This is a genomic window from Scytonema sp. NUACC21 (genome assembly GCF_054684315.1).
The window spans coordinates 1-20086 of the sequence record NZ_BAAFZH010000046.1 but is presented as its reverse complement, the minus strand read 5'-3'; the positions used below and the strand labels follow the sequence as shown (position 1 = coordinate 20086).

The following is a 20086-nucleotide window of genomic DNA, read 5'->3' as shown; positions in this document are numbered from 1 at the left end:
TGTCTTATGATGTTATGTCTGTGGGGTGAACAGCAGTAATTTCTAAATAACGGGCAAAATCACTAACATTAAATGTTAGGATATGGGTTAAGCCATGTACCAACATCGCTGCAACCAGTCGTGTATCATGCACCTTGACCCCCGACACCCTATAATCCACAATTAAACGCCGCCATTGTGTATGAACTTCTGTACCATCAGGCAAAAAAGTGAAGTACCGCTCTATCACTTGCGCTCTCCGATCTGTCTCCTCAATTGATAAGCCAAAACCACTCCGTGCTGTTGTGGGTCGCGTACATACGTTCCAAAATTCTCCCAAAATTTGTGATGTGTAACAGACTTCTTCTCCCCTTTGCAGTAAAGAATAGATGGCATCACGAACCAAAATATGATTTGGATCTGAAGGAGAAACGAACCGTAATAAGATGTTTGTATCTGCCATGAATAGCATCAATCATGATTCCCATAAATGCTTTCACGGGTAAATGCTTCTGGCGGTAAAACTGCTATTTTTTCCGCACCTTGAGCTAACAAATTCATGTCAGCTTGCCATTGTTGTGGGTCAAAAGTACGCTTTGTACTAAGCTCGGAACTCTGTTGTTTCTGTTCGTGTGATGTGCCGAAGATATCCCTTTCAATCAAATCGCGGATATATGCTGCTCTGTCACCTCCAAAGTGACTCACTCGCTCATCAATCAGCCTGAGGAGAGGTTCGCTGATTCCAGTTACCTCAATTTTGTTATTGTCCATCTGGGGTTTCGGGGATATACATACTTAAATTATGGCTTGATAAGTGGTCGGATATTGCACGCTTGTCAGTTGTTTACCGTTAAAATCAGTTGTCATGGAATCTACAGCCATTTCATCTTCCTAGGCGTGCAAGAAGAACTTTGCAATGAGCCAGGTAAAGATGGCAGCACCCAGGCTGTTTGCAGATTGCAGTAGCGTGCTTGTTCCCTATAACCAAAGCTTCTTTCCAATGCTTTCCATCCCATGACGGAGCAAACTACCAGCTGCATGAGTTTCCCCGCCCAACAGCATTGGTAAAAACCAGGCACAGATTAGCCACTCTTATGGATACTATTTATCTTTATCAGTCAAGCATTCTTGACGTTTTGTAACAATATTGTTAGCCATGTTCACCTCATTAATAAACAACAAAAAACCTGCCCTAGGCTTGATGTAGGCAGTATCTACCGTCGATCTTACTTAATATCTTAGCCTAGTTGGGCAACGTCGATCTTTTAAACAGCAACCTATAGTAACGCATTATAATGTTTGTGTCAATGGAACTTGAGAACCAATTTTGCTCGGTGCTTTGCAAAAATATCTGTGAAAAACAGTATTTTTCGTTGCTGGTTAAATCATGGTTTTCTGAGGTAATCTTTAAAATATAAGCCCAATTTATCAACACCGTTGTATAAGATACAACTCAACATTTCCGTTGAAAAAGTGTTGCGTGATGGGGTTCTCTGCATTAAAAGTCAGAATTTGAACATTGAACAATCTTGCTTTTATGGATGTGGCTGTTCAGTCCACACGTAGTTTATGGCGATTTGGACAAACCGTACTGGGCATAATCTTCCGCCATCCCGTCCCAGGCACAAGCATTATCCCAATATTGCCGGATGGTCGGATTGTTTTAATCCGGCGACGAGACAATGGTCTGTGGGCATTGCCTGGAGGTATGGTGGATTGGGGAGAAGATGTTCCAAGTGCAGTCCAACGCGAGTTAATGGAGGAAACGGGGCTGGAATTGGCTAAAATTCGTCGTTTGGTTGGTGTTTACTCCGCGCCAGACCGCGACCCCAGAATTCACTCCATCTGTATTGTTGTTGAAGCGGATGTACGGGGACAAATGGAGGTTCAGGATACTTTGGAAGTTATGGAAATCCAAGCTTTTGCTGTTGATTCCCTTCCACCGGGAGAAATGTCCCACGACCACAGTCGCCAATTGCAGGACTATTTAAATGGCTTGACGACACTGGCGTAAAATGGGTTATTTGTTAATGGTTAGTGGTTAGTAGTTAGTGGTTGGGAAGATAACAACTAATTACTAACAGTTATCTAATAACAAATCCTAATGTAAAATCTGCTAGTGTTAATCACTATATTAAATAGCTAATATGGACTCTCTATTCCGTAACTCCCGAAGAAAGCTCTCTCAAGGGCTTTTATTTTGGCGTGAAGTTGGTCAAGGAATTCCCGTTGTTTTTTTACATGGTTCCTGGAACGATAGCAGTCAATGGGTATCCTTAATGGAATCGCTTTCAAAAGATTTCCATTGCTTTGCACCAGACTTATTTGGATTTGGCGAATCAGAGCGTCTAAACATCCATCATTCGATAGATTTTCATGTAGAGTGTTTGGCAGAATTCCTGCAAGCATTGAAGCTAGAAAGCGTCTACTTGGTGGGACATTCTCTAGGGGGTTGGATAGCTGCTAGTTATGCTTTAAAGTATCCAGAGCAAGTTTATGGTTTGGTGTTATTATCACCAGAAGGCATAGCGGTAGCAGGACAACAAAAGCGGTTGCAAAATATGCAGCGCATTATAAAATTTCCACCAGCATTGTTTCAAATATTGAGAGTACTGCGCCCAATCACTAAAATTTTAGGTTGGAATGAGCGAATTGAAAGGTATTGGAAGTTGCGTGAGGCGATGCTCAATTATCCCGTTACCTGCCAGTTACTCTTTCAACGGCAACAACCAGAAATCAAAGCAGAGTTACTGCAAGACCAATTGTCTTCAATAATAGCTCCAGTTTTAATTTTGCAAGGTGGAAAAGACTCGAAAGAGGTTATGGACATGAGTCAGGCATATTCTCAGTATATTTCCAGATCTGAGTTGAAAACCATCGCTCGTGGTGGAAATGATTTACCTGAGTCTTGTGCTGCGGTTGTTGCTGGAGATATTCGTGACTTTATAAAAAGCTATTGGTCGTAACTATTTAGCTAAATCTGTCCGAAATCCCACGTCTGACCTTTGGCATCAACTTTTTGGTCTAGAGAAGCTTCACACAGCTCGTCTGAACAGAATTTAACTGTATAGATTAAAGAATGGTAGGTTGGGTTGAGCGGCAGATTAATTCAATAAATGTCCGATTGTGTTGGGTTTCGTTCCTCAACCCAACCTACGGTGGATGGTACTTTTCGCGCTAACTGAACCGTATTGTCTTACCTGACATCTTGCACTTTCTCAATAAGACCTGGTGGGCAGTGCCCGCCCTACTTTGATAATAAGCTTTCTGAGCTTTGATTTTCGCAGTAACACGATGGTGCAAGATATGCGTTAGGCTTACTTAAAATCGTAACCAAACAAATTTGGATCGACTTCCCCAAGCTGCAAATCAGCCAAACCATACTCAGCCCAACGTCTATCAACCATTGCTGCTATTTCTGGATCGGATTCTAAGGAAGCACCCCATTCATGTTCGGTTTCTGGAGGAATCTTTGTTGTTGCATCAATGCCCATTCTTCCACCCAAACCAATTTTCTCACTGGCAAAATCCAGAGTATCAAAGGGGGTGTTTGGCAAAATAAACACGTCTCGTGAGGGGTCAACTTTGGAACTAATAGCCCATACCACTTGGCGAGGATCTCTAATATTAATTGTCTTATCAACTACAATCACGAACTTGGTGTACGTAAACTGTGGTAAAGCGCTCCAAAATGCTAAAGCTGCCCGTCGTGCTTGTCCCGGATATGCCTTATCGATAGATATGATTGCTGCTTTGTAACTCAAAGCTTCCATCGGTAAGAAGAAATCTACAATTTCTGAAACTTGCTGCCGCAAAATGGGTGTGTAAATTCGATTTAGGGCGATCGCCATCATAGCTTCTTCTTTTGGTGGGCGTCCGCTGAATGTCGTTAAATAAATTGGATCTTTGCGGTGAGTCATGCAATGGAAGCGAATTAGAGGTGAATCTTCCACCCCTCCGTAATAACCCATATGGTCGCCAAATGGTCCATCCGGTAAAACTTCCCCTGGTGTAATTGTTCCTTCCAATACAAATTCCGAATCTGCAGGGACTTCTAAATCTACTGTCTTGCACTTTGCCAATCGCACCCCAGAACCACCATAAAGCCCAGCAAACAACCATTCTGATAAGTCTACAGGTATCGGTGTCGCAGCTGCCATGATAATTAGGGGGTCTACGCCCAACGCGATTGCCACTTCTAATTTTTTTCCACGTTCTGCTGCCTTGCGTAGATGCCTTGCCCCACCCCGCACTGATAACCAGTGAACGGTCATCGTATTTTTGGATTGTAGTTGCAAGCGATACACTCCTACATTAGGTGTACCTGTCTCACAATCTTTAGTTATCACCAATCCCAAAGTGATAATTTTACCTGCATCACCTGGATAAGGGCGTATCAAGGGTAACTTATTTAAGTCCAATTCATCCCCTTGAAGCACGATTTGCTGGCACGCAGGGAAAAAGTCGCGTCCTGGTTTTGCCTTCAATACATCAAAAAGCACTTTACCAAACTCCACCGCTTGAGCAATCTTTTTGGGTGGTTTTGGTTGTTGCAGCATGGCTAATTTCTTACCCAGTTCCTCCAACTCCTGAGGATGCTGCATATTCATTGACCAACATATTCGTTCTACTGTTCCCAGCAAATTTACCGCTACTGGGAAGGATGCCCCTTTGACATTTTCAAAAACAAGCCCCGGTCCACCTTTTTGCAGCATTCGGTTAGCAATTTCAGCTATTTCTAAGTCTGGATCGACTGGGGCTGAAATCCGCTTTAATTGACCTTTTGCTTCTAGAAGTTTAATGAATAAGCGCAAATCTCTTGCCATTGTTCAAAAAAAGTTGATGTTTAAGAATTGTGAAGCGTTTCTTATATTATTAGCTATTTGTTATTCTTCCTTAGTCTTGTTTACCTTTTAAATAGAGTTTTTGTACATCTTAACCAAAAATTAATCTTTACTTTAAAGAATCTTAATTAAAAAAACCAACAATTTCAAGTATTCTTAGCTAGAATAAGCATCATTTTTGACAAAAAAGCGCTGAACAAAATTAAGTATGACCAGAATATACGACACCTTCCTGGCAGGCGGTCTCGTCATGTGGCCTCTTTTGTCTTTATCTATTGTGACACTTGCTTGTGCCTTGGAGAGGGTGTGGTTCTGGTGTAACTTGGTGATTAGAGAGAAAAGGTTAGTGCGAGAAGTGTTGGCAACAGCAGAGATTGACTTAGAAAAGGCGGAAGCAATTGCGGAACGAGCTAACCATCTTGCCATTGGTCGCTTTTTATTAGAACCTCTCAAACTGAAAAATTCTTCTCCCGAAATCTTTCACTTGGCAGTAAAAGCTGCTAGCGATAAAGAATGCGTAGAGATACGTAGAGGCAATCGGTTACTGGAAAGCGTCATAGCGATCGCACCCTTGTTAGGTATCATAGGCACAGCGACTGGTTTAATTACCGCTTTTACGAACCTGAAAACAGGGACAACGGATTTCTTCCTAGTGACTGCTGGTATAGGACAGGCACTCATTAGCTCTGCAACGGGAATTACTATAGCAGTTGTAGCTTTTATCTTTTTCCGTATTTTTGTCATTTTGCAATTGCAGCAAATAGACTTTTTTTCTAAAGTAGGTAACGAATTAGAGTTAATTTACCTACAACATTGGAGCAATCAACAGCTAACAGTGAGTAGCGGACACCTCAAATTAAATAGCAATCACTCAGGCAATGATAAATAATAACTGACGTGAACTACCCACACTGACCTGGAGTACCAGGTACAGTGTTGGCTTCTGTACTCAACGGCGAATGCCTGAGATTTGACTTTCGTCCCATCTTTGGGCTTGCTTCCCCTCCTACAGCAGAGACGGCTGACCCTTCCGCCTTTAGCATTCTGATTCCCTCTGCTCGAATATTGGTTGCTGCGGAAAACAAAGCCTTGCCAAGCTACGCGCTCGTGCTGCAAAGCAGGTTAGTTTTTTGTAGTGTCTAACGACTTTGCTGCAGGACTCTTGGTTCAGTATGAATTCTCTATCTCTAACCCATCTTGCAGTGCCGCCGAGCACTATGGTTTGCCCTAGGTCTAGTTGTATACATTCTGAAGAGATCGTGATGCGAATCGCTCAAGTTTCTCCCTTATGGGAACAAGTACCGCCTCCTGCTTATGGAGGAGTTGAGTTGGTGGTTAGTCTCTTGACTGAAGAACTCATTCGTCGTGGTCATGAAGTGACTCTGTTTGCATCGGGTGATTCGAGTAGTTTTGCCAAGATAGAATCTGTTCACTCACAGGCATTGAGGTTAGACCCTACCGTTAAAGAACCAAGCGTTTACGAAACACTGCAGCTAATGCGAGTGTACGAACAGGCGCACAAGTTTGATGTCATTCACTCTCACGTTGGCTACCCTGCCCTACCCTACGCCAGATTGGTGGAGACACCGACCATTCATACGCTGCATGGCATCTTGACGCCAGATAGTGAAAAGGTGTTCAAGTATGCTCGCTCTCAGCCGTTTGTCAGCATTTCCAACGCGCAGCGACAACCAAGAGTGGGACTCAATTACGTTGCCACTGTCTACAACGGCATTGATCCAATGACTTACAAGTTTTACCCCCAGGCAGAGTCGTCTCCCTATCTTGCATTTCTGGGTCGAATCTCACCTGAGAAGGGGGTGCATTTAGCGATCGAAATTGCTAAACGTTCGGGCTGGCACTTAAAGATAGCAGGTAAAGTCGATGTAGTTGATGTGGATTATTTCGAGCAACAGATCAAACCTCACATTGATGGAACGCAGATTGAATACCTGGGAGAAGCTAACCATGCTGAAAAGAGCCTCCTGATGGGAGGAGCAGTTGCAACTTTATTCCCGATTACCTGGCGTGAACCGTTTGGACTAGTAATGATTGAGTCTATGGCAGTTGGTACACCAGTCATTGCTATGGAACTAGGTTCGACGCCTGAAGTAATTGTCCACGGTAAGATAGGCTTTTTGTGTCGCTCAGTCAAAGACTGTCTCTCTGCCATTGATAGAGTGCCTGAGCTAAACCGCTACGCCTGCCGAGAGCATGTGCTGAGAAACTTCACGATTAAGCAGATGACAGATGGCTACGAAGGTGTCTACAGCAAGCTTGCTAGTCGTACAACCGAAGACCTTAGTATGATGTACCCCGAAACCTGGACATAGGAATAAGATAGAGTCGCTGCTTACAAAACTAGCAGAACTATGGAGACAACAGGAAATGCAGCGCAAACAGCACAGCGCGGAGTTCAAAATCATCGAGTGCCAGCCGTAGTGCATTTCAATAAGTGAGGTGGTTGAAGTGTATTAAAAAGAACAAGATGAGAACAAATGAACCCAAGAAGGAGGGCAGTGCATATTATTAGTACATACCAGCTTCATACTTCTTAGGGTACACCATTTATATTGAGGGAGCATTTTAGCCGATCGGTAGCTAGGTGTAAATCAACATATAAGTAAGTCGGCGTAAATAAACAGAAATATGTTACAAAACGTAAATGCATTGAAAACCCTTACAAATGACCAATGACAAATGACTAAGGACGACCCTTACCAGTGACGTTTTTTCTTACTGACCTACTTATTTTGTATTGAAGGTAGGATATTCTTTTGAAGAGCTTACCATATAACCCCATGCCAGATAGTCAAGTCTACGCAGACCGAAACTCTCAACCGTTGCGCGTCATTATTGCAGGTGGTTCAATGGGTGGTCTGTGTGCGGGGTTGGCATTGCGCCATATTGGTTGTCATGTGAGAATTTTTGAGCGTTCACCTGGTGTTTTGCAGAGTCGGGGTGCAGGTCTTGTTGTACAATTGGAACTGGATCGCTTTTTAACAGAACATGGTATTGCTGCAACAGAAGCAGTGAGTATTCTGTCTGAGAAGAGACAGTTTCTACTGATTGATAGCAGCATAATTTGGGAAGAATCAACGCCCCAACTCATGACTTCCTGGGATATGCTCTACCGTCACCTCAGGAAAGATTTCCCAAATGAGTTCTATCATCCAGGGAATAAGGTTGTTGGTTTCGAGCAGAGTGACAACTGCGTGAAGGTGTGCTTGGAAAATGGGCAAGAAGAGGAGTGCGATTTACTTATTGGGGCTGACGGTGCTGGTTCTGCCATTCGTCAGCAACTGTTACCAAACGCTGTTCCTGAATATGCAGGCTACGTTGCATGGCGAGGATTGATAGACGAAAGTGTTCTTGTGCCTGAAGTTGCAGAATTTCTCGCTAACAACTTCACGTTTTATCACGGACCAAGTATGCAAGCACTGTGCTATTTGGTACCGGGACTCAATGGGGAACTAGAGGTAGGAAAACGCCGTTTTAACTGGCTTTGGTACTTTCATGTTTCCACTGAAGAGTTAGGTGAAATGATGACCACTCGTCAAGGGATTGTCCGAGAGTTTTTTATGCCTCCAGGAGAAGCCCGCGAAGAAGTCATACAACAGCGAAGTATAGAAGCAAAGAAATTTTTACCACCAGTGTTTCAGTATCTTTTTGAGCTTACAGAACAACCTTTTATTCAGCCAATCTACGATTTATCAGTACCGCGTATGGCTTTCGAGCGAGTTTGTCTCATCGGTGATGCGGCATTTCTTGTCCGTCCGCATACGGCAGCTGGTACTTCCAAAGCCGTTACAAACGCCGTCGAACTTGCACAAGAGTTACAGCAATCTGAAGGTGATGTGGTAGAAGCACTCAAAAGCTGGGAAACAAACCAGCTGGCTTTGGGAAATTACCTTAAGGTTTTGGGAGTGACTCTAGGTAATCGTTTGGGACTTCAGCTTAATTCCCAATTCGTAAGTAGGTCGATATAAATAAATTTCGTCATTGGTCATTGGTCATTCGTCATTGGTCATTCGTCATTCGTCATTCGTAAAGGACAAATGACAAAGGACATTCCTAATTCTTACAATTTATTGCTCATTTAATATGAATTCTTCCTCTTCAAATTCAGTACAGCATTTCTTATTTCCAAAAGGCAAAATGTTTTGCCGTCGGGGTAAAGTGACTGACACTCATATTACCCTCGCACATGGAAGCGGGGGTATAGCTATGCGAGATTTGATAGACGAAATTTTTGTGAAAAATTTTGAGAATCCGATTCTTTCAGAATTAGAAGACCAAGCCAGTTTTAATTTAGCAAATCTCTTACAGCAGGGAGATAGACTTGCTTTTACCACTGATTCTTATGTTGTAGACCCTTTGTTTTTTCCTGGTGGTGATATTGGAAAATTAGCTGTCAATGGTACGGTCAATGATTTAGCAATGAGTGGTGCCAAACCTTTGTATCTAAGTTGTGGCGTTATTTTAGAAGAAGGGCTTGCTGTCAAAACTTTGCGGCGTGTTGCTGAAAGTATGCAAGTTGCTGCTCAAGAAGCTGGTATACAAATTGTTACGGGTGACACGAAAGTTGTCCATCGTGGTGCCGCAGATAAATTGTTTATTAATACTGCTGGTATTGGTGTTATTCCGGCAGGAGTTGCTATTTCTGCCCGTAATATTCAACCTGGAGATGCAGTTATTGTTAATGGTGAATTGGGCAATCACGGTACAGCAATTTTAATTGCCCGTGGAGAATTAGCATTAGAAACTCAGATTGAAAGTGACTGTCAACCGTTAAATGGTTTAGTTGAAACTATCTTGAATGCTTGTCCTAATGTTCGTGCAATGCGAGATGCTACACGTGGGGGTTTAGCCACAGTGTTAAATGAATTTGCTTTGAGTTCTCAAGTAGGAATTCGCTTGGATGAGCAGGCTTTACCAGTACGCGAAGAGGTCAAGGGTGTTTGTGAAATTTTGGGTTTAGACCCATTGTATCTTGCAAATGAAGGTAAGTTAGTGGTGATTGTGGGAGAAGAGAATGCTGAAACTGTTTTATCAGCTATGAAGTCCCATCCAGCAGGGAAAGATTCTTGTCTTGTGGGTGAAGTGATTTCCTCTCCTCCTGGTATCGTTTTATTGAAAACTGCTTTTGGTGCTGAGCGTATTGTTGATATGCTTGTTGGGGAGCAGTTACCAAGGATTTGTTAAGTTGTATTTTGTAGTTTTTGGTAGGTGATAGTGGTGGGCAGTGCCCACCCTACTTTTACTTTCATCCTTCAGCCTTCATACTGAGCGTCTTTTATACTAGTTTGTCTGAAGAAGATCCTGTAAATTTTCCAATAATTCATTTGATGTATAGGGCTTAGGCAAAAAGGTAGCGATACTATGACTAATACCTTTAATCATCTCATGATTTGAGGGAAGCCCACTGACTGCGATGATTTTAACTTCTGGGTTAATTTTTTTCAAAACTCGGATTGTTGTGGAACCATCCATAGAGGGCATCATCATATCAATTACCACAACATGAATTTCTTTTTTATGTTGTATGTATAAAGCTACTGCTTCTGTGCCCTCACGAGCAACTAAAACTTTATAACCATTTTTTTCTAAAGACGTTTTTGTAATCTCAGAAATTGCTTCATCGTCATCAACCACAAGAATTAATTCTCCATTGCCCAAAGCTAATTGGTGATAGTCGGTTATACAATCTTTCTCTATTGTCTGTGAGACGGGTAAATATATCTGAAACCCCGTCCCTTTTCCCACTTCACTGACTACATTGATAAAACCTCCGTGGTTTTTAACAATACCCATGACTGTGGAAAGACCGAGACCTGTGCCGTGCCATAGTTCACCTAAGATGAGTTGCCTAAGCAATTTTTAATCTTCTGTAATATTCTATAGGAAGAGTACTCGTAATATATACTTCTTATGGAACCCGCAATAGTTCTTAGCATTTCTGTCGGTGCGATCGTAATTGCAATCACCGCAATGTCCATCTACACCTCCTTTGGTCCACCTAGCAAGGAATTGAGCGATCCCTTCGAGGATCACGAAGATTAGCGCTAACGTTAGTGGGTGCAACAAAAACGCACCTACTAACCTCTCGGAAGACTGTGTAGCTAGAGATTTGACTGCGCTTTATTGTAAAGTTCTGTTGCTTATATGAGAATTGCTGGCTAATCCTCAAAGGTTCAAGATTACTAGTGTGGCACACCAGCAATCATTAATTCAGAGGTGCAAGAACAACTTTTGAAAGAACTTCAAGAACCACAAGGATTTAAAAGTTATGAGGAAATACGAACATGGTTAAAAGCCGAAGAGGGGGTAGAAGCTTCATACAAAGTAGTACATGATACAGTACGTTATCGAATGAAAGCTAAGTTAAAAGTACCAAGAGCAGTCAGTGTAAAACACGACCAACAAGCAGAATCAGAATTTAAAAAAAACTGCCACAATATCTAGATGTGATTAAAAAGTATGTAATCTCACCATTAGATAAACACAGAAGAATTAGATACTGGTGTGGTGATGAAAGTCGTGTAGGATTAAAGACAGAGCTAGGAAGATTAATTACCCTCCGTGGTGTAAAACCATTGGGCAAAATGCAGTGGAAGCGAGAAAATTTCTATTTATACGGTTTGGTAGAACCACTAAGCGGGGAATATTACATTTGGGAATTTTCTCATCTTAATACAATCTGTTTTCAGATTTTTTTAGAACAGTTTGCAACCACATATCCTGAAGATATACACGTTATTCAATTAGATAATGGTGCTTTTCATTTAAGCCAGACTCTTGTAATACCAGAAAATCTTATTCTACTGTTTCAACCTCCACATACCCCACAAGTGAACCCAATTGAACATAATATTTGCGATCGCTATGCCTAAGCGTAGTCGTTTCGAGTTCGGCTTCAATCACTTCTACCTTAATAAGATTAGTCATAGAAAAAATTCTGATACTAATTACCTTATCATTCCCGGAAAACTATCAATCACTTCAGCTTATCAAAGTACCATTATCCATAATTTCGTCTGCTACAGTAATGAATGTGTCGTTGATAACTGCGTAAGCAGGGGCGATCGTGGTCTGGAATTTAAAACGCTAAAATTTAGCACGCTAACTATTGCCGCATCCTAATTGGTGCGATACGGCTAAAGCCGTTAAGCTTCGCTTATCGTGCTTGGGTCATTGTCCCCCTTGCGGGGCGAGGGAAGTGAAAAGGCGGATGCCAATGCAATTCTTAAGGCTGCCCAAGAAAAGTTTCGATCCCCTTACGGGGTGAGGGAAGTTTACAGGACGCAATCCAAAACGCGGCAAAACAGATAAACTTGTTTCCATCCCCTTGCGGGGGCGATGTAAGTGTAAAGGTCAAGTAGAGTTTGCTCCTACCGATTGGGAACGCGAGTTTCCATCCCCTTTCGGGGCGAGGTCAGTGTAAAGCATTAACTCATGCTGAAAATAATGCCACCCTTAAAGTTTCCATCCCCTTTCGGGGCGAGGTCAGTGTAAAGTTTCCTAAAAGCACCCGTTATTTTGATTTAACCAGATTGTTTCCATCCCCTTTCGGGGCGAGTGCTCTGTAAAGTTTTTTTTGGGAGCAGTATCTCTTTTGGTCGCCCTCATTATGGTTTCCATCCCCTTTCGGGGCGAGGTCAGTGCAAAGGATAAATGATGGTTTAACGGACTGAGTTGATTTGAGGTTTCCATCCCCTTTCGGGGCGAGGTCAGTGTAAAGCATTTTCACCGCATATTGGATGGTTGTGGCTATAATATTGTTTCCATCCCCCCTCAATCGACGCACCTCTTGAAATATCTAAAAATTATCAAAAAAGCATCAATTTTTTCAGCCTGAAAGTCTTACAGCGTAAGCAATCGACGCACCTAAACGAAGTTATGCGGTTTTCAAGGTTCTGGCGAGGTGCGTCGATTTGAATTAACACACTAGGCTGAAGTATATAATGTGTGGCTTGAGAAAGTCAAAAACGACACAAAATTTAATCTACTCCGCAGGCGCGATCGCACCTAAGTGGTGCCGCTTAGGTATAACAAAACAGGATAAGGCAATAGCTAAAACCCTTGATTATTGGCTGTTTTCTTTGTGAAGTGTTAATGGATAGAAGCGATTTTAATCACTGCCCATAAGCGATCCTCCCTACGATAATTTTATGGCTCTTGTCATTTCTATAACCTTATGTATCCTAGTAGGTCTTTTTTTCTGCTCGTTTCAGAAGTCTTGTAAATTCAACACAGCTTCTCCCCTCTCGTGTAGTACAAACAGTCAAAAAAAAAGCCCTTCACAATGAGCGTGAAGGGGCTTTTAATTGTTTTGGTGGTACGATCGCACCTCCAGTTTTTCTTTACGCGATTTTAGTAATTTGTAACCCTGATGAAGTGTTAATAATTCGTATCAATTTCTTGAGGGATTTCAATGTATTCCGGATTAGTTGTCATTTTTTTTGAATTCTTTATTTAGACTTATTGACAAAATTTTCTTGTTTTTAACTTGTCACCAATGGGGTTTTCCAGATACCGTGAAAAGTCAGCTTGTAGGAAGCCGAAGTGTCCTTTATTTTGTGTTCTTTTTGGTTTCAACCCCAAAATTCAAAGTCTCTCTCCTTGTAGGAGAGAGATTTAGAGAGAGGTTTTCCAGATCCCGTGAAAAGTACGAGCTAAGACCTAGGTATTGAATTAAAGTCAGAAACTTGCCAGCCTTCTGCCGGAGTCCAAATCTGATTAAACACTTGATTTTGTGAAACTGCTAAACAGGGTGGCATCAAAAAACTCTTAATAATATCAATAACTTCATTTAATGAATTTTGATTAACATTGATTCCTGCTTTCTTAACAAAAGCTTCCCATTGTTTCTTTTTGTCCGAGTCTTCGGCAAATTCCACTGTTAAAGCAAAAGGTTCGGTATTTGGTATGGAAGTTTTACGTCGTTGAAATGTAGCCTGAATAGCTTGGCTCAGTAAAACTCCTTCAAAATTAAAATTTCCGCAAAGAAACAAAATATCGTAGAAGTCTTTTAATCTACTATTTTTTATACCAAGAGAAACCATCGCTTGGAATTTTTCAGAAACCACCGTTTCGCGAGGATAAATCTGCATAACGGGTACTGGTAAAGAGAGTATTGTAGGAAACGAGGCTTCTGTTGCTGTAGGCGTAACAGCATCTCCAAAACCAACATCAATTTGAAGTGGAACAGGAGTATTACTTAGTATTCCTTTTAACTTAATTCTCACTCCCTCATATTCCTGGTCTTCCTTGATTTTCTCTCCCACAACAGTTTCTTCTTGAAAAAGTATGCCATCTTGTTCATACTTTATACAGCAGATTTCTTTAAAGATTTCCACCAAGTGTGGAATTTCATTAACTCCAAAACTGAGTAAATCTAAATCCTTTGTTGCACGGTGAGGTTCACCATTCCATACTCTAAAAAGAGTAGCTCCTTTTAAGATAAATTGTTTATGGTAACGAGACAGACTTAATCTATACAAAAATCGATCCGATGCATAACGCGATAGCAAGTAGGAAAAATCTTCTTTTCTCTCTTTCGCTAAATTAAGTAATCGGCTTCGGATCGATGCAGGTACGTTACTTAAGGGCTTTCGGCTCATGCCAGTGAATCCAGATATGGACGCATTACATTTTGTACTCGGCAAATCTTAGCATAATGCCAAATTTCATCTATCGTACAACGTCGTTCTTTCCAACATTCTCGTAGTGCTTCTAGAGCAACATCAAGACCAATTTTGTTGCGAAACTTAAAGCAATCGGCAACTGTTTTAGCAAGAGAATAGATGGGCACACGTATGCCTTCAATCTCATGTTCTTCAATCCCAGATTCTAGAGCTTTTCCAGACATATGAACAACTCGTAGTGGAAGAAGCTCATCTTTAGGAGTACGTGCTTTTTGACCTATAGCTAGCCAAACCTCAAAGGGAGCTTGAGTAGTGAGTTCGTAAAAACTGAGGGCTGAAAGTAGACAAATAACTCCATGAGGAACTCGTTCAATTGCTTCAACTAGACTATGACTTTCTGTAATCTCAGCATGAGCAAAAGTGTAAACCCCGCGTGCGGAACGAATAAGGAGCCCTTTTTGCTCAAGACGCTTTAGATACTCTCGATGAATTCCTCGTGCTTCTACATCTTTAGCTCGGATCGCACCAACTTCGCGGGCAAGATCCAGTACCTGCTGTATCTTAGTCATATCGCAATCAATCACTTGCTTGAGTTTCTGTCTCTTGAAATATGTGACAAAACGTCGGTAATTGTCAATATTCACCTACACTTTAACACAGTTGGTAAATAAAATATGCTGTTTTTGTGATAAAACGTCGGTATTTATTCAAAAACTTCAACACTTTATCACAAAATTCCAGATTCAATTTTCAGATAGGCCACTCGATCGGGGATGTCCAAGAAATAAAATTATCTATCCTGTGTGACGGGCGTCCTCACTCGTTCTACATAAGTGGCTCTTTAGAAGCCCGCACCACAAGAGAAAGTTGGATATTTTTTATCTGGAAGTCCCTAAGAGCAAGAAAGGGTATGACTAAATCAATAGTAACGACTAAAGAAAAGTTGAATAAATAAATTTTTGACTTTTGACTTTTGACTTCCCCAGAGGGGTGACCAGGTATCGGATTTCGTGAATGCTAATTCTATCGTGGAAAGAGGTGCTTTTACAAATATTTACGGTTCTTGCGTACTTAGCGTGCTAATTTTATTGAAAAATAAGCTTGAGCCCAATGCTAGCCAAGCATAACAGTCATGATTGAATGCAAAACGGTCGGATGGCTGAAAATTTAGACTAAAAGCGCCTGTAAGCCTTGATATTAAAGCAAATTTATCAACTGCAATTAACAATTTAGCAAGATATGTGCGAAAGAACCACGAATTTTTCATGTGATACACGGTTAGCAACCATTCAAAAAGCTTCTAAAATTACCGTGTATTACATGGAAAAAGATCTGATGAAAAAGATGAAAAGGGATGTTCAGGGTAAATTTGCAATTAAAGACTCGGACTATCGTGAGGTGCGTTCTATACGGTTGACAGATTATACTTGGAAGGCATTGGGTATTGCCTCTGAATGCTTAGGTTTAACTCGTGCTGACTATTTAGAACACATTGCTAGGCATAACAATTTACCAAGTATTACACGGGAAGAGAATGTAGAGACTAAGCATGGCTAGTCTCTACACATCTATATAATTGAATCAAGAAATTTAGTCTGGAAAAGCCACACCAGTCATCGGGTCGCGGATATATAACCCCAGTGTAAGACTACGCATCACTTCATCCCAAACAGGTGTGAGCTGTTCTGCTTGGTCTACCCAATAATCGAATGTAATCAAGCACTGAACGTTCGACCCTATGCCAATGCAAGTCCGCGAGAAAGCTTCCCGTGGTTCTGCTTGAGTGTCGATGAACTTAATCTCTGTCCAGACAATGCGGGCAGTTTGACGCTTGACGGTAAATATCTCGCTCTTGGCAATTACGTTGCGAGTTTCATTTTCCACCACTTTCTTCAAAATGGATTTTAGCGGAAACAGGCTCCAGTCATGGGGTGGCAGGCGATTGAAAGAGACTTCCAAACAGCAATCATCGTCAGGTGGTTTTTTATCGCGGAACTTAAATGAATTTTCTTGTGGCTCAAGGTCCCAATTCTGAGGTACATTGAAGCGAACTGCCCCCCGATTTGCCACAAAAATCTTGTAACCAGGTGGAGCTTCCCAACGATGGTCTGGTTTTAGTTCAAGCGTTTGTTTCATCCATTCGAGATTGTTTTTCTTACGCTTTGCCATAGTGTTTCTGCCAATCTGGTACTTTGATTGCCCACTTGGTCAATATTATATTATCAAGTTCTGATAACTCAACTTTATTTTATACGCTTTATAAAGCTTTCGGGTTAGTTACAATTAATTTGACAAGGGAAAAAGCGCTTCAATTTTTAGAAGCGTATAAATTGTGTTGGAGTTAAAGTATGACCGACGTACAAGCGATCGCTTGGATTGAAAAAGTAGAAGAACTTGAAGGTGGTGCTTTTGCAGGAAGATAAGTTACAGACGAGGAAACAGTACGTAATGGCAATTATTATTTAAGTGGCGATTATCTTATTAAAAATTTAGAAATAATTCGGCAAGAGAAACAAAAAACGTTAGATACGCTTGCTCACTTAGAAGCAGCAGAAAAACGCATTCTGGATAAAATAGCTCAGAAGCAAATAATTTTGTAATAAGTTATAAGGGCGAACGGCCGAGAGCCCCTACGGGTGTACCTGACTTTTCACGGTATCTGGAAAACCCCTCTCCAACCTCTCACGCCAGTTGCTACAACTCCCGAAGAGCAACGCACTGGCTTCCCTACAAGGAGAGAGGCTTTGATTTCTCCCCCTTCCCTTGTAGGGAAGGGGGCTGGGGGGTTAGGTTTTCTACATGACGTGAAAAGTCAGACGGGTGTACTTCATTTACCTGAAATATGCTGTATGTGACAGAGACAACCAGCAACCTATTGCTTTAATAAGTACGGTGACTAGAGGCTGGTACAGTAGTCAAGCAGGGGAGCAAAACACACATTTTCTCTCTACTGCAATCCTTGATATTTCGTGAATTTAGAGACGCGCCATGGCGCGTCTCTACAAAAAACTAGGTTTTTTATGATTTCTGTACCGATGCTATAGATTTTTAACTCCTCTTATAAACTAGCTCCATTTTCAACTTCTCAATCTCCAACTTCAACTTTTCATTCTCCATCCTCAACTTAGCATTCTCTTCCCTAATCACCTCAATCTCAGTCCTCTTTGTCAAAGCTTGATTAATTGCTAACTTCCGCATATCCAGGGAGAACCAACGCTGATAAGTTTGGGTATGAACTTGCACGCTATGCCCCAAATTATCCGCTGCTGCTTTGATTGGTATGCCTAGAATATGTGCCCGAATCGCCCAAGCATGGCGCAGGTCGTAGGGCTTAAAATCTAATCCAATTTTCCGAAACCACCAACTCACTCGTTGTGTTAATGCTGTTATTTCTGCATGATTGTTCTTGTTTTTCTTGCTAATTGTTGTTGACAGCATTTCTAAATATTTCGGATTTCTTAAATCAAAGTCTTCAATCCATTGTTTATGTAACGGTAATGCTTGTCTTTCCCCCGTTTTACAATCTTTATGAACTTTCCAAGTCAAGTCTACATTATCTGTACTTAACCACCAATCAATACTGGGATTGATAAAAATTTCTCTTGGACGCAAGCCAAAAACTGCTAACATTCCATAAGCCCACCGCCAAAGCTGCCAGCTATCTTTGACATCTTGATTGACTTGATGTCCCCGAGTATTTAAGTACTCTTCAAATTTCAGAATTCCCATACATATTTCCTCATCAGAAGGAATTTTACGGGAATTGGATTCTGGCATTTTGGAATATTTAGATAAATCGATTTCAATTTTGAATGTTAGGCAAAATGCTGCGATCGCACGAACCGCATTATATCGAGCCCATTCCTTATCAATCTTCTCAATGGATGCTATAAGATTTTGTGGAGAAGCTAAATCATTTGGATTTGTAAATCGTTTTGTGCGAGAAAAATAATAAAAAAAAGTGTGCTCGCTTTTTGTAGTTCGTTTGTGAGTTTTAAAATATTCCTCTTCAAAATTTTCCAGTAATTCTCCTATAGTTTTGAAATTTTTTCTAATAGCTTCATTTCCTAAATATTTGTCAGTCCATTGAAAGTTATGCCTTGCAATTAACTTCCCCAATTCGTATGCTTCCTCCTCAGCAGTTTTCAGCCCATCTAAATTGGCGGGAATATTTAAACTGAGATTGTACTGCTTTCTCCCGGTTCCCTTTGTGTCCTTGTCTCCCGGTTTAATGGGTAACGTAGCACGTAACTGCAAGCTTCCGTTCGATTCCCTAATTGTGACCTTTGTCTTTGCTGACTTCAAACGCTGATTAACTTTCTCTAATTCCAGTAAAACCTTATTTTGCATATGCTCTCTTTGTTGCTGTGCTTGCAGACTTGAGCCAAGAAAACTGCCATCTGTAGATGAAACAGGCTCCAAGTCTGCAAAAGCTTGCTGATATTTGTCGGTACCCTGTTTTTCCATTGGGGTTTATTTAGCCTAAATTTAGTCTAAAAATAAATGTGTTACCCGCAAACAGTGTTTGGCTTTTACATTGATTGCAGCAAACATTACACAGCTAAAAGCTATTAAACCACAAAAAGAGTTACTCCGGTCCTTATCACGGTTACGACGGCTTTGCAATCTTTGCTCGTGACATGGATTTGGCTTTGAACAGCCCCACTTGGGATATTATTCCAACTCCTTGGAAGAAAGAAGCCGCTAAAGTTGCTGTCTAACCAACTCCTTGTGTGTTACTAGGTTGTAACTACCTGGTAACACAAGATGAGGAAGCAAAACCTCAACAAAAAACATTCCCAGGCTCAACCTGGGAATTAGAAAAAAAAACTAACCGGGGAGGTTCTGCCTTCTCCCTAATAAATAAAACGAGTCAGGCAGAATCCCCTTCACGCTAAGTATTCCTAGGTAGCAATCCTGGGATGGGGGTGATGAGGAAAAGAGGGAAGTCATTTCCCAAGCCCCTATACCCAATCCCTAATACCCAATTCCCCAAAACTAACCCTAAGCTCGCTTGGAGAACTTCAATGCCACAGAATCCAGAACAAATTAAAGACCACGTAGAACTGTTCCAACAACCAGAATATCAAGAATTATTCAAGAACAAGAGAGAACAGTTTGAAGGCGCACACAGTGCCGAAGAAGTAGAGCGGGTTGCTGAGTGGACAAAAAGCTGGGAATACCGTGAAAAGAACTTCTCTCGTGAAGCGTTAACTGTTAACCCCGCTAAAGGTTGCCAACCCCTAGGAGCTATTTTTGCTGCTGTTGGCTTTGAAGGTACTTTACCCTTTGTACAAGGTTCTCAAGGTTGCGTTGCTTATTTCCGTACTCACCTCAGCCGCCACTACAAAGAGCCGTTCTCCGCCGTTTCTTCTTCCATGACTGAAGATGCTGCGGTATTCGGTGGTCTGAACAACATGATTGAAGGTTTGCAAGTTGCTTATCAACTTTACAAGCCCAAAATGATTGCTGTTAGCACCACTTGTATGGCAGAGGTTATCGGTGATGACTTGGGTGCATTCATTGGTAACGCTAAAAACGCGGATGCTGTTCCCAAAGATTTCCCCGTACCTTTTGCCCACACCCCCAGCTTCGTTGGTTCCCCCATCACTGGTT

The 20086-nt window shown here is 41.5% G+C and carries 19 protein-coding genes and 2 pseudogenes; 11 read left to right on the top strand and 10 right to left on the bottom strand.

The window, feature by feature from the left end; translation table 11 throughout:
- Positions 1-4: 4 nt before the first annotated feature.
- From ACYRY3_RS05690 to ACYRY3_RS05680, 3 genes are all read right to left on the bottom strand, one after another.
- A complete protein-coding gene (locus ACYRY3_RS05690; RefSeq protein ID WP_460200741.1) occupies positions 5-442 on the bottom strand; it encodes a type II toxin-antitoxin system VapC family toxin in 438 nt (145 codons plus the stop codon).
- 8 nt (positions 443-450) lie between these two features.
- Positions 451-750, bottom strand: coding sequence for a hypothetical protein (locus ACYRY3_RS05685; protein ID WP_460200740.1), 300 nt, complete (start codon positions 748-750; stop codon positions 451-453).
- A gap of 101 nt (positions 751-851) precedes the next feature.
- A complete protein-coding gene (locus tag ACYRY3_RS05680) occupies positions 852-1019 on the bottom strand; it encodes a hypothetical protein (protein WP_460200738.1) in 168 nt (55 codons plus the stop codon).
- 497 nt (positions 1020-1516) lie between these two features.
- On the opposite strand from ACYRY3_RS05680, the gene ACYRY3_RS05675 reads away from it, so the two are divergent.
- Together ACYRY3_RS05675 and ACYRY3_RS05670 are read left to right on the top strand one after the other, a co-directional pair.
- Positions 1517-1993, top strand: coding sequence for an NUDIX hydrolase (locus tag ACYRY3_RS05675; protein WP_460200767.1), 477 nt, complete (start codon positions 1517-1519; stop codon positions 1991-1993).
- A gap of 133 nt (positions 1994-2126) precedes the next feature.
- Entirely contained in the window at positions 2127-2945 is an 819-nt protein-coding gene (locus tag ACYRY3_RS05670) for an alpha/beta fold hydrolase (RefSeq protein WP_460200736.1), read from the top strand.
- A 351-nt stretch (positions 2946-3296) separates the two neighbouring features.
- Here the strand turns inward: ACYRY3_RS05670 and ACYRY3_RS05665 are convergent, their stop codons facing one another.
- Positions 3297-4805, bottom strand: coding sequence for a UbiD family decarboxylase (locus tag ACYRY3_RS05665; protein ID WP_460200734.1), 1509 nt, complete (start codon positions 4803-4805; stop codon positions 3297-3299).
- A 226-nt stretch (positions 4806-5031) separates the two neighbouring features.
- On the opposite strand from ACYRY3_RS05665, the gene ACYRY3_RS05660 reads away from it, so the two are divergent.
- Positions 5032-5712: a MotA/TolQ/ExbB proton channel family protein gene (locus ACYRY3_RS05660; RefSeq protein WP_460200732.1), complete on the top strand. Its 681-nt coding sequence runs from the start codon at positions 5032-5034 to the stop codon at positions 5710-5712.
- Positions 5713-5725: 13 nt separating this feature from the next.
- Here the strand turns inward: ACYRY3_RS05660 and ACYRY3_RS05655 are convergent.
- Positions 5726-5902, bottom strand: a pseudogene (locus ACYRY3_RS05655) (RNA-guided endonuclease TnpB family protein); the annotation flags it as partial.
- Positions 5903-6085: 183 nt separating this feature from the next.
- Between ACYRY3_RS05655 and ACYRY3_RS05650 the strand changes: the two are divergent.
- The 3 genes from ACYRY3_RS05650 to hypE all read left to right on the top strand — a co-directional run bounded on the left by ACYRY3_RS05650 (position 6086) and on the right by hypE (position 10028).
- Positions 6086-7156, top strand: coding sequence for a glycosyltransferase family 4 protein (locus ACYRY3_RS05650; RefSeq protein WP_460200730.1), 1071 nt, complete (start codon positions 6086-6088; stop codon positions 7154-7156).
- A gap of 444 nt (positions 7157-7600) precedes the next feature.
- Positions 7601-8812 carry an FAD binding domain-containing protein gene (locus ACYRY3_RS05645; protein ID WP_460200729.1) on the top strand — a complete coding sequence of 404 codons (1212 nt, stop codon included), beginning with the start codon at positions 7601-7603 and terminating at the stop codon, positions 8810-8812.
- 115 nt (positions 8813-8927) lie between these two features.
- Complete coding sequence (gene hypE / locus ACYRY3_RS05640) at positions 8928-10028, top strand: hydrogenase expression/formation protein HypE (protein ID WP_460200728.1); 1101 nt, start codon at positions 8928-8930, stop codon at positions 10026-10028.
- 96 nt (positions 10029-10124) lie between these two features.
- On the opposite strand, the gene ACYRY3_RS05635 is transcribed toward hypE, so the two are convergent.
- The gene (locus tag ACYRY3_RS05635; protein WP_460200727.1) at positions 10125-10700 is read right to left on the bottom strand and encodes a response regulator; all 576 of its coding nucleotides are present in this window, start codon (positions 10698-10700) and stop codon (positions 10125-10127) included.
- A 54-nt stretch (positions 10701-10754) separates the two neighbouring features.
- On the opposite strand from ACYRY3_RS05635, the gene psbN reads away from it, so the two are divergent.
- From psbN to ACYRY3_RS05620, 3 genes are all read left to right on the top strand, one after another.
- Entirely contained in the window at positions 10755-10886 is a 132-nt protein-coding gene (gene psbN, locus ACYRY3_RS05630) for a photosystem II reaction center protein PsbN (protein ID WP_460200726.1), read from the top strand.
- 174 nt (positions 10887-11060) lie between these two features.
- Positions 11061-11288: a hypothetical protein gene (locus tag ACYRY3_RS05625; protein ID WP_460200725.1), complete on the top strand. Its 228-nt coding sequence runs from the start codon at positions 11061-11063 to the stop codon at positions 11286-11288.
- A 2-nt stretch (positions 11289-11290) separates the two neighbouring features.
- On the top strand, positions 11291-11716 hold the full coding sequence (locus tag ACYRY3_RS05620) for a transposase (protein WP_460200724.1): 426 nt from the start codon (positions 11291-11293) through the stop codon (positions 11714-11716).
- A gap of 1782 nt (positions 11717-13498) precedes the next feature.
- Here the strand turns inward: ACYRY3_RS05620 and ACYRY3_RS05615 are convergent.
- Both ACYRY3_RS05615 and ACYRY3_RS05610 read right to left on the bottom strand, forming a co-directional pair.
- Positions 13499-14446, bottom strand: a complete 948-nt coding sequence (locus ACYRY3_RS05615; RefSeq protein ID WP_460200723.1) for a nucleotidyl transferase AbiEii/AbiGii toxin family protein — start codon at positions 14444-14446, stop codon at positions 13499-13501.
- Positions 14443-15114 (bottom strand): type IV toxin-antitoxin system AbiEi family antitoxin domain-containing protein, encoded by a 672-nt coding sequence (locus ACYRY3_RS05610; protein ID WP_460200722.1) that lies wholly within the window; start codon positions 15112-15114, stop codon positions 14443-14445. The genes ACYRY3_RS05615 and ACYRY3_RS05610 overlap by 4 nt, the downstream gene beginning before the upstream one ends.
- A gap of 700 nt (positions 15115-15814) precedes the next feature.
- On the opposite strand from ACYRY3_RS05610, the pseudogene ACYRY3_RS05605 reads away from it, so the two are divergent.
- Positions 15815-16003, top strand: a pseudogene (locus ACYRY3_RS05605) (hypothetical protein); the annotation flags it as partial.
- A 57-nt stretch (positions 16004-16060) separates the two neighbouring features.
- On the opposite strand, the gene ACYRY3_RS05600 reads toward ACYRY3_RS05605, so the two are convergent.
- Together ACYRY3_RS05600 and ACYRY3_RS05595 are read right to left on the bottom strand one after the other, a co-directional pair.
- Complete coding sequence (locus tag ACYRY3_RS05600; protein ID WP_460200721.1) at positions 16061-16639, bottom strand: hypothetical protein; 579 nt, start codon at positions 16637-16639, stop codon at positions 16061-16063.
- Between the two features lie 879 nt (positions 16640-17518).
- Positions 17519-18937, bottom strand: coding sequence for a site-specific integrase (locus ACYRY3_RS05595; protein ID WP_460200719.1), 1419 nt, complete (start codon positions 18935-18937; stop codon positions 17519-17521).
- A gap of 560 nt (positions 18938-19497) precedes the next feature.
- Between ACYRY3_RS05595 and ACYRY3_RS05590 the strand changes: the two genes are divergently transcribed.
- A partial coding sequence (locus tag ACYRY3_RS05590) for a DUF3364 domain-containing protein (RefSeq protein ID WP_460200718.1) occupies positions 19498-20086 on the top strand: 589 nt, incomplete at its 3' end.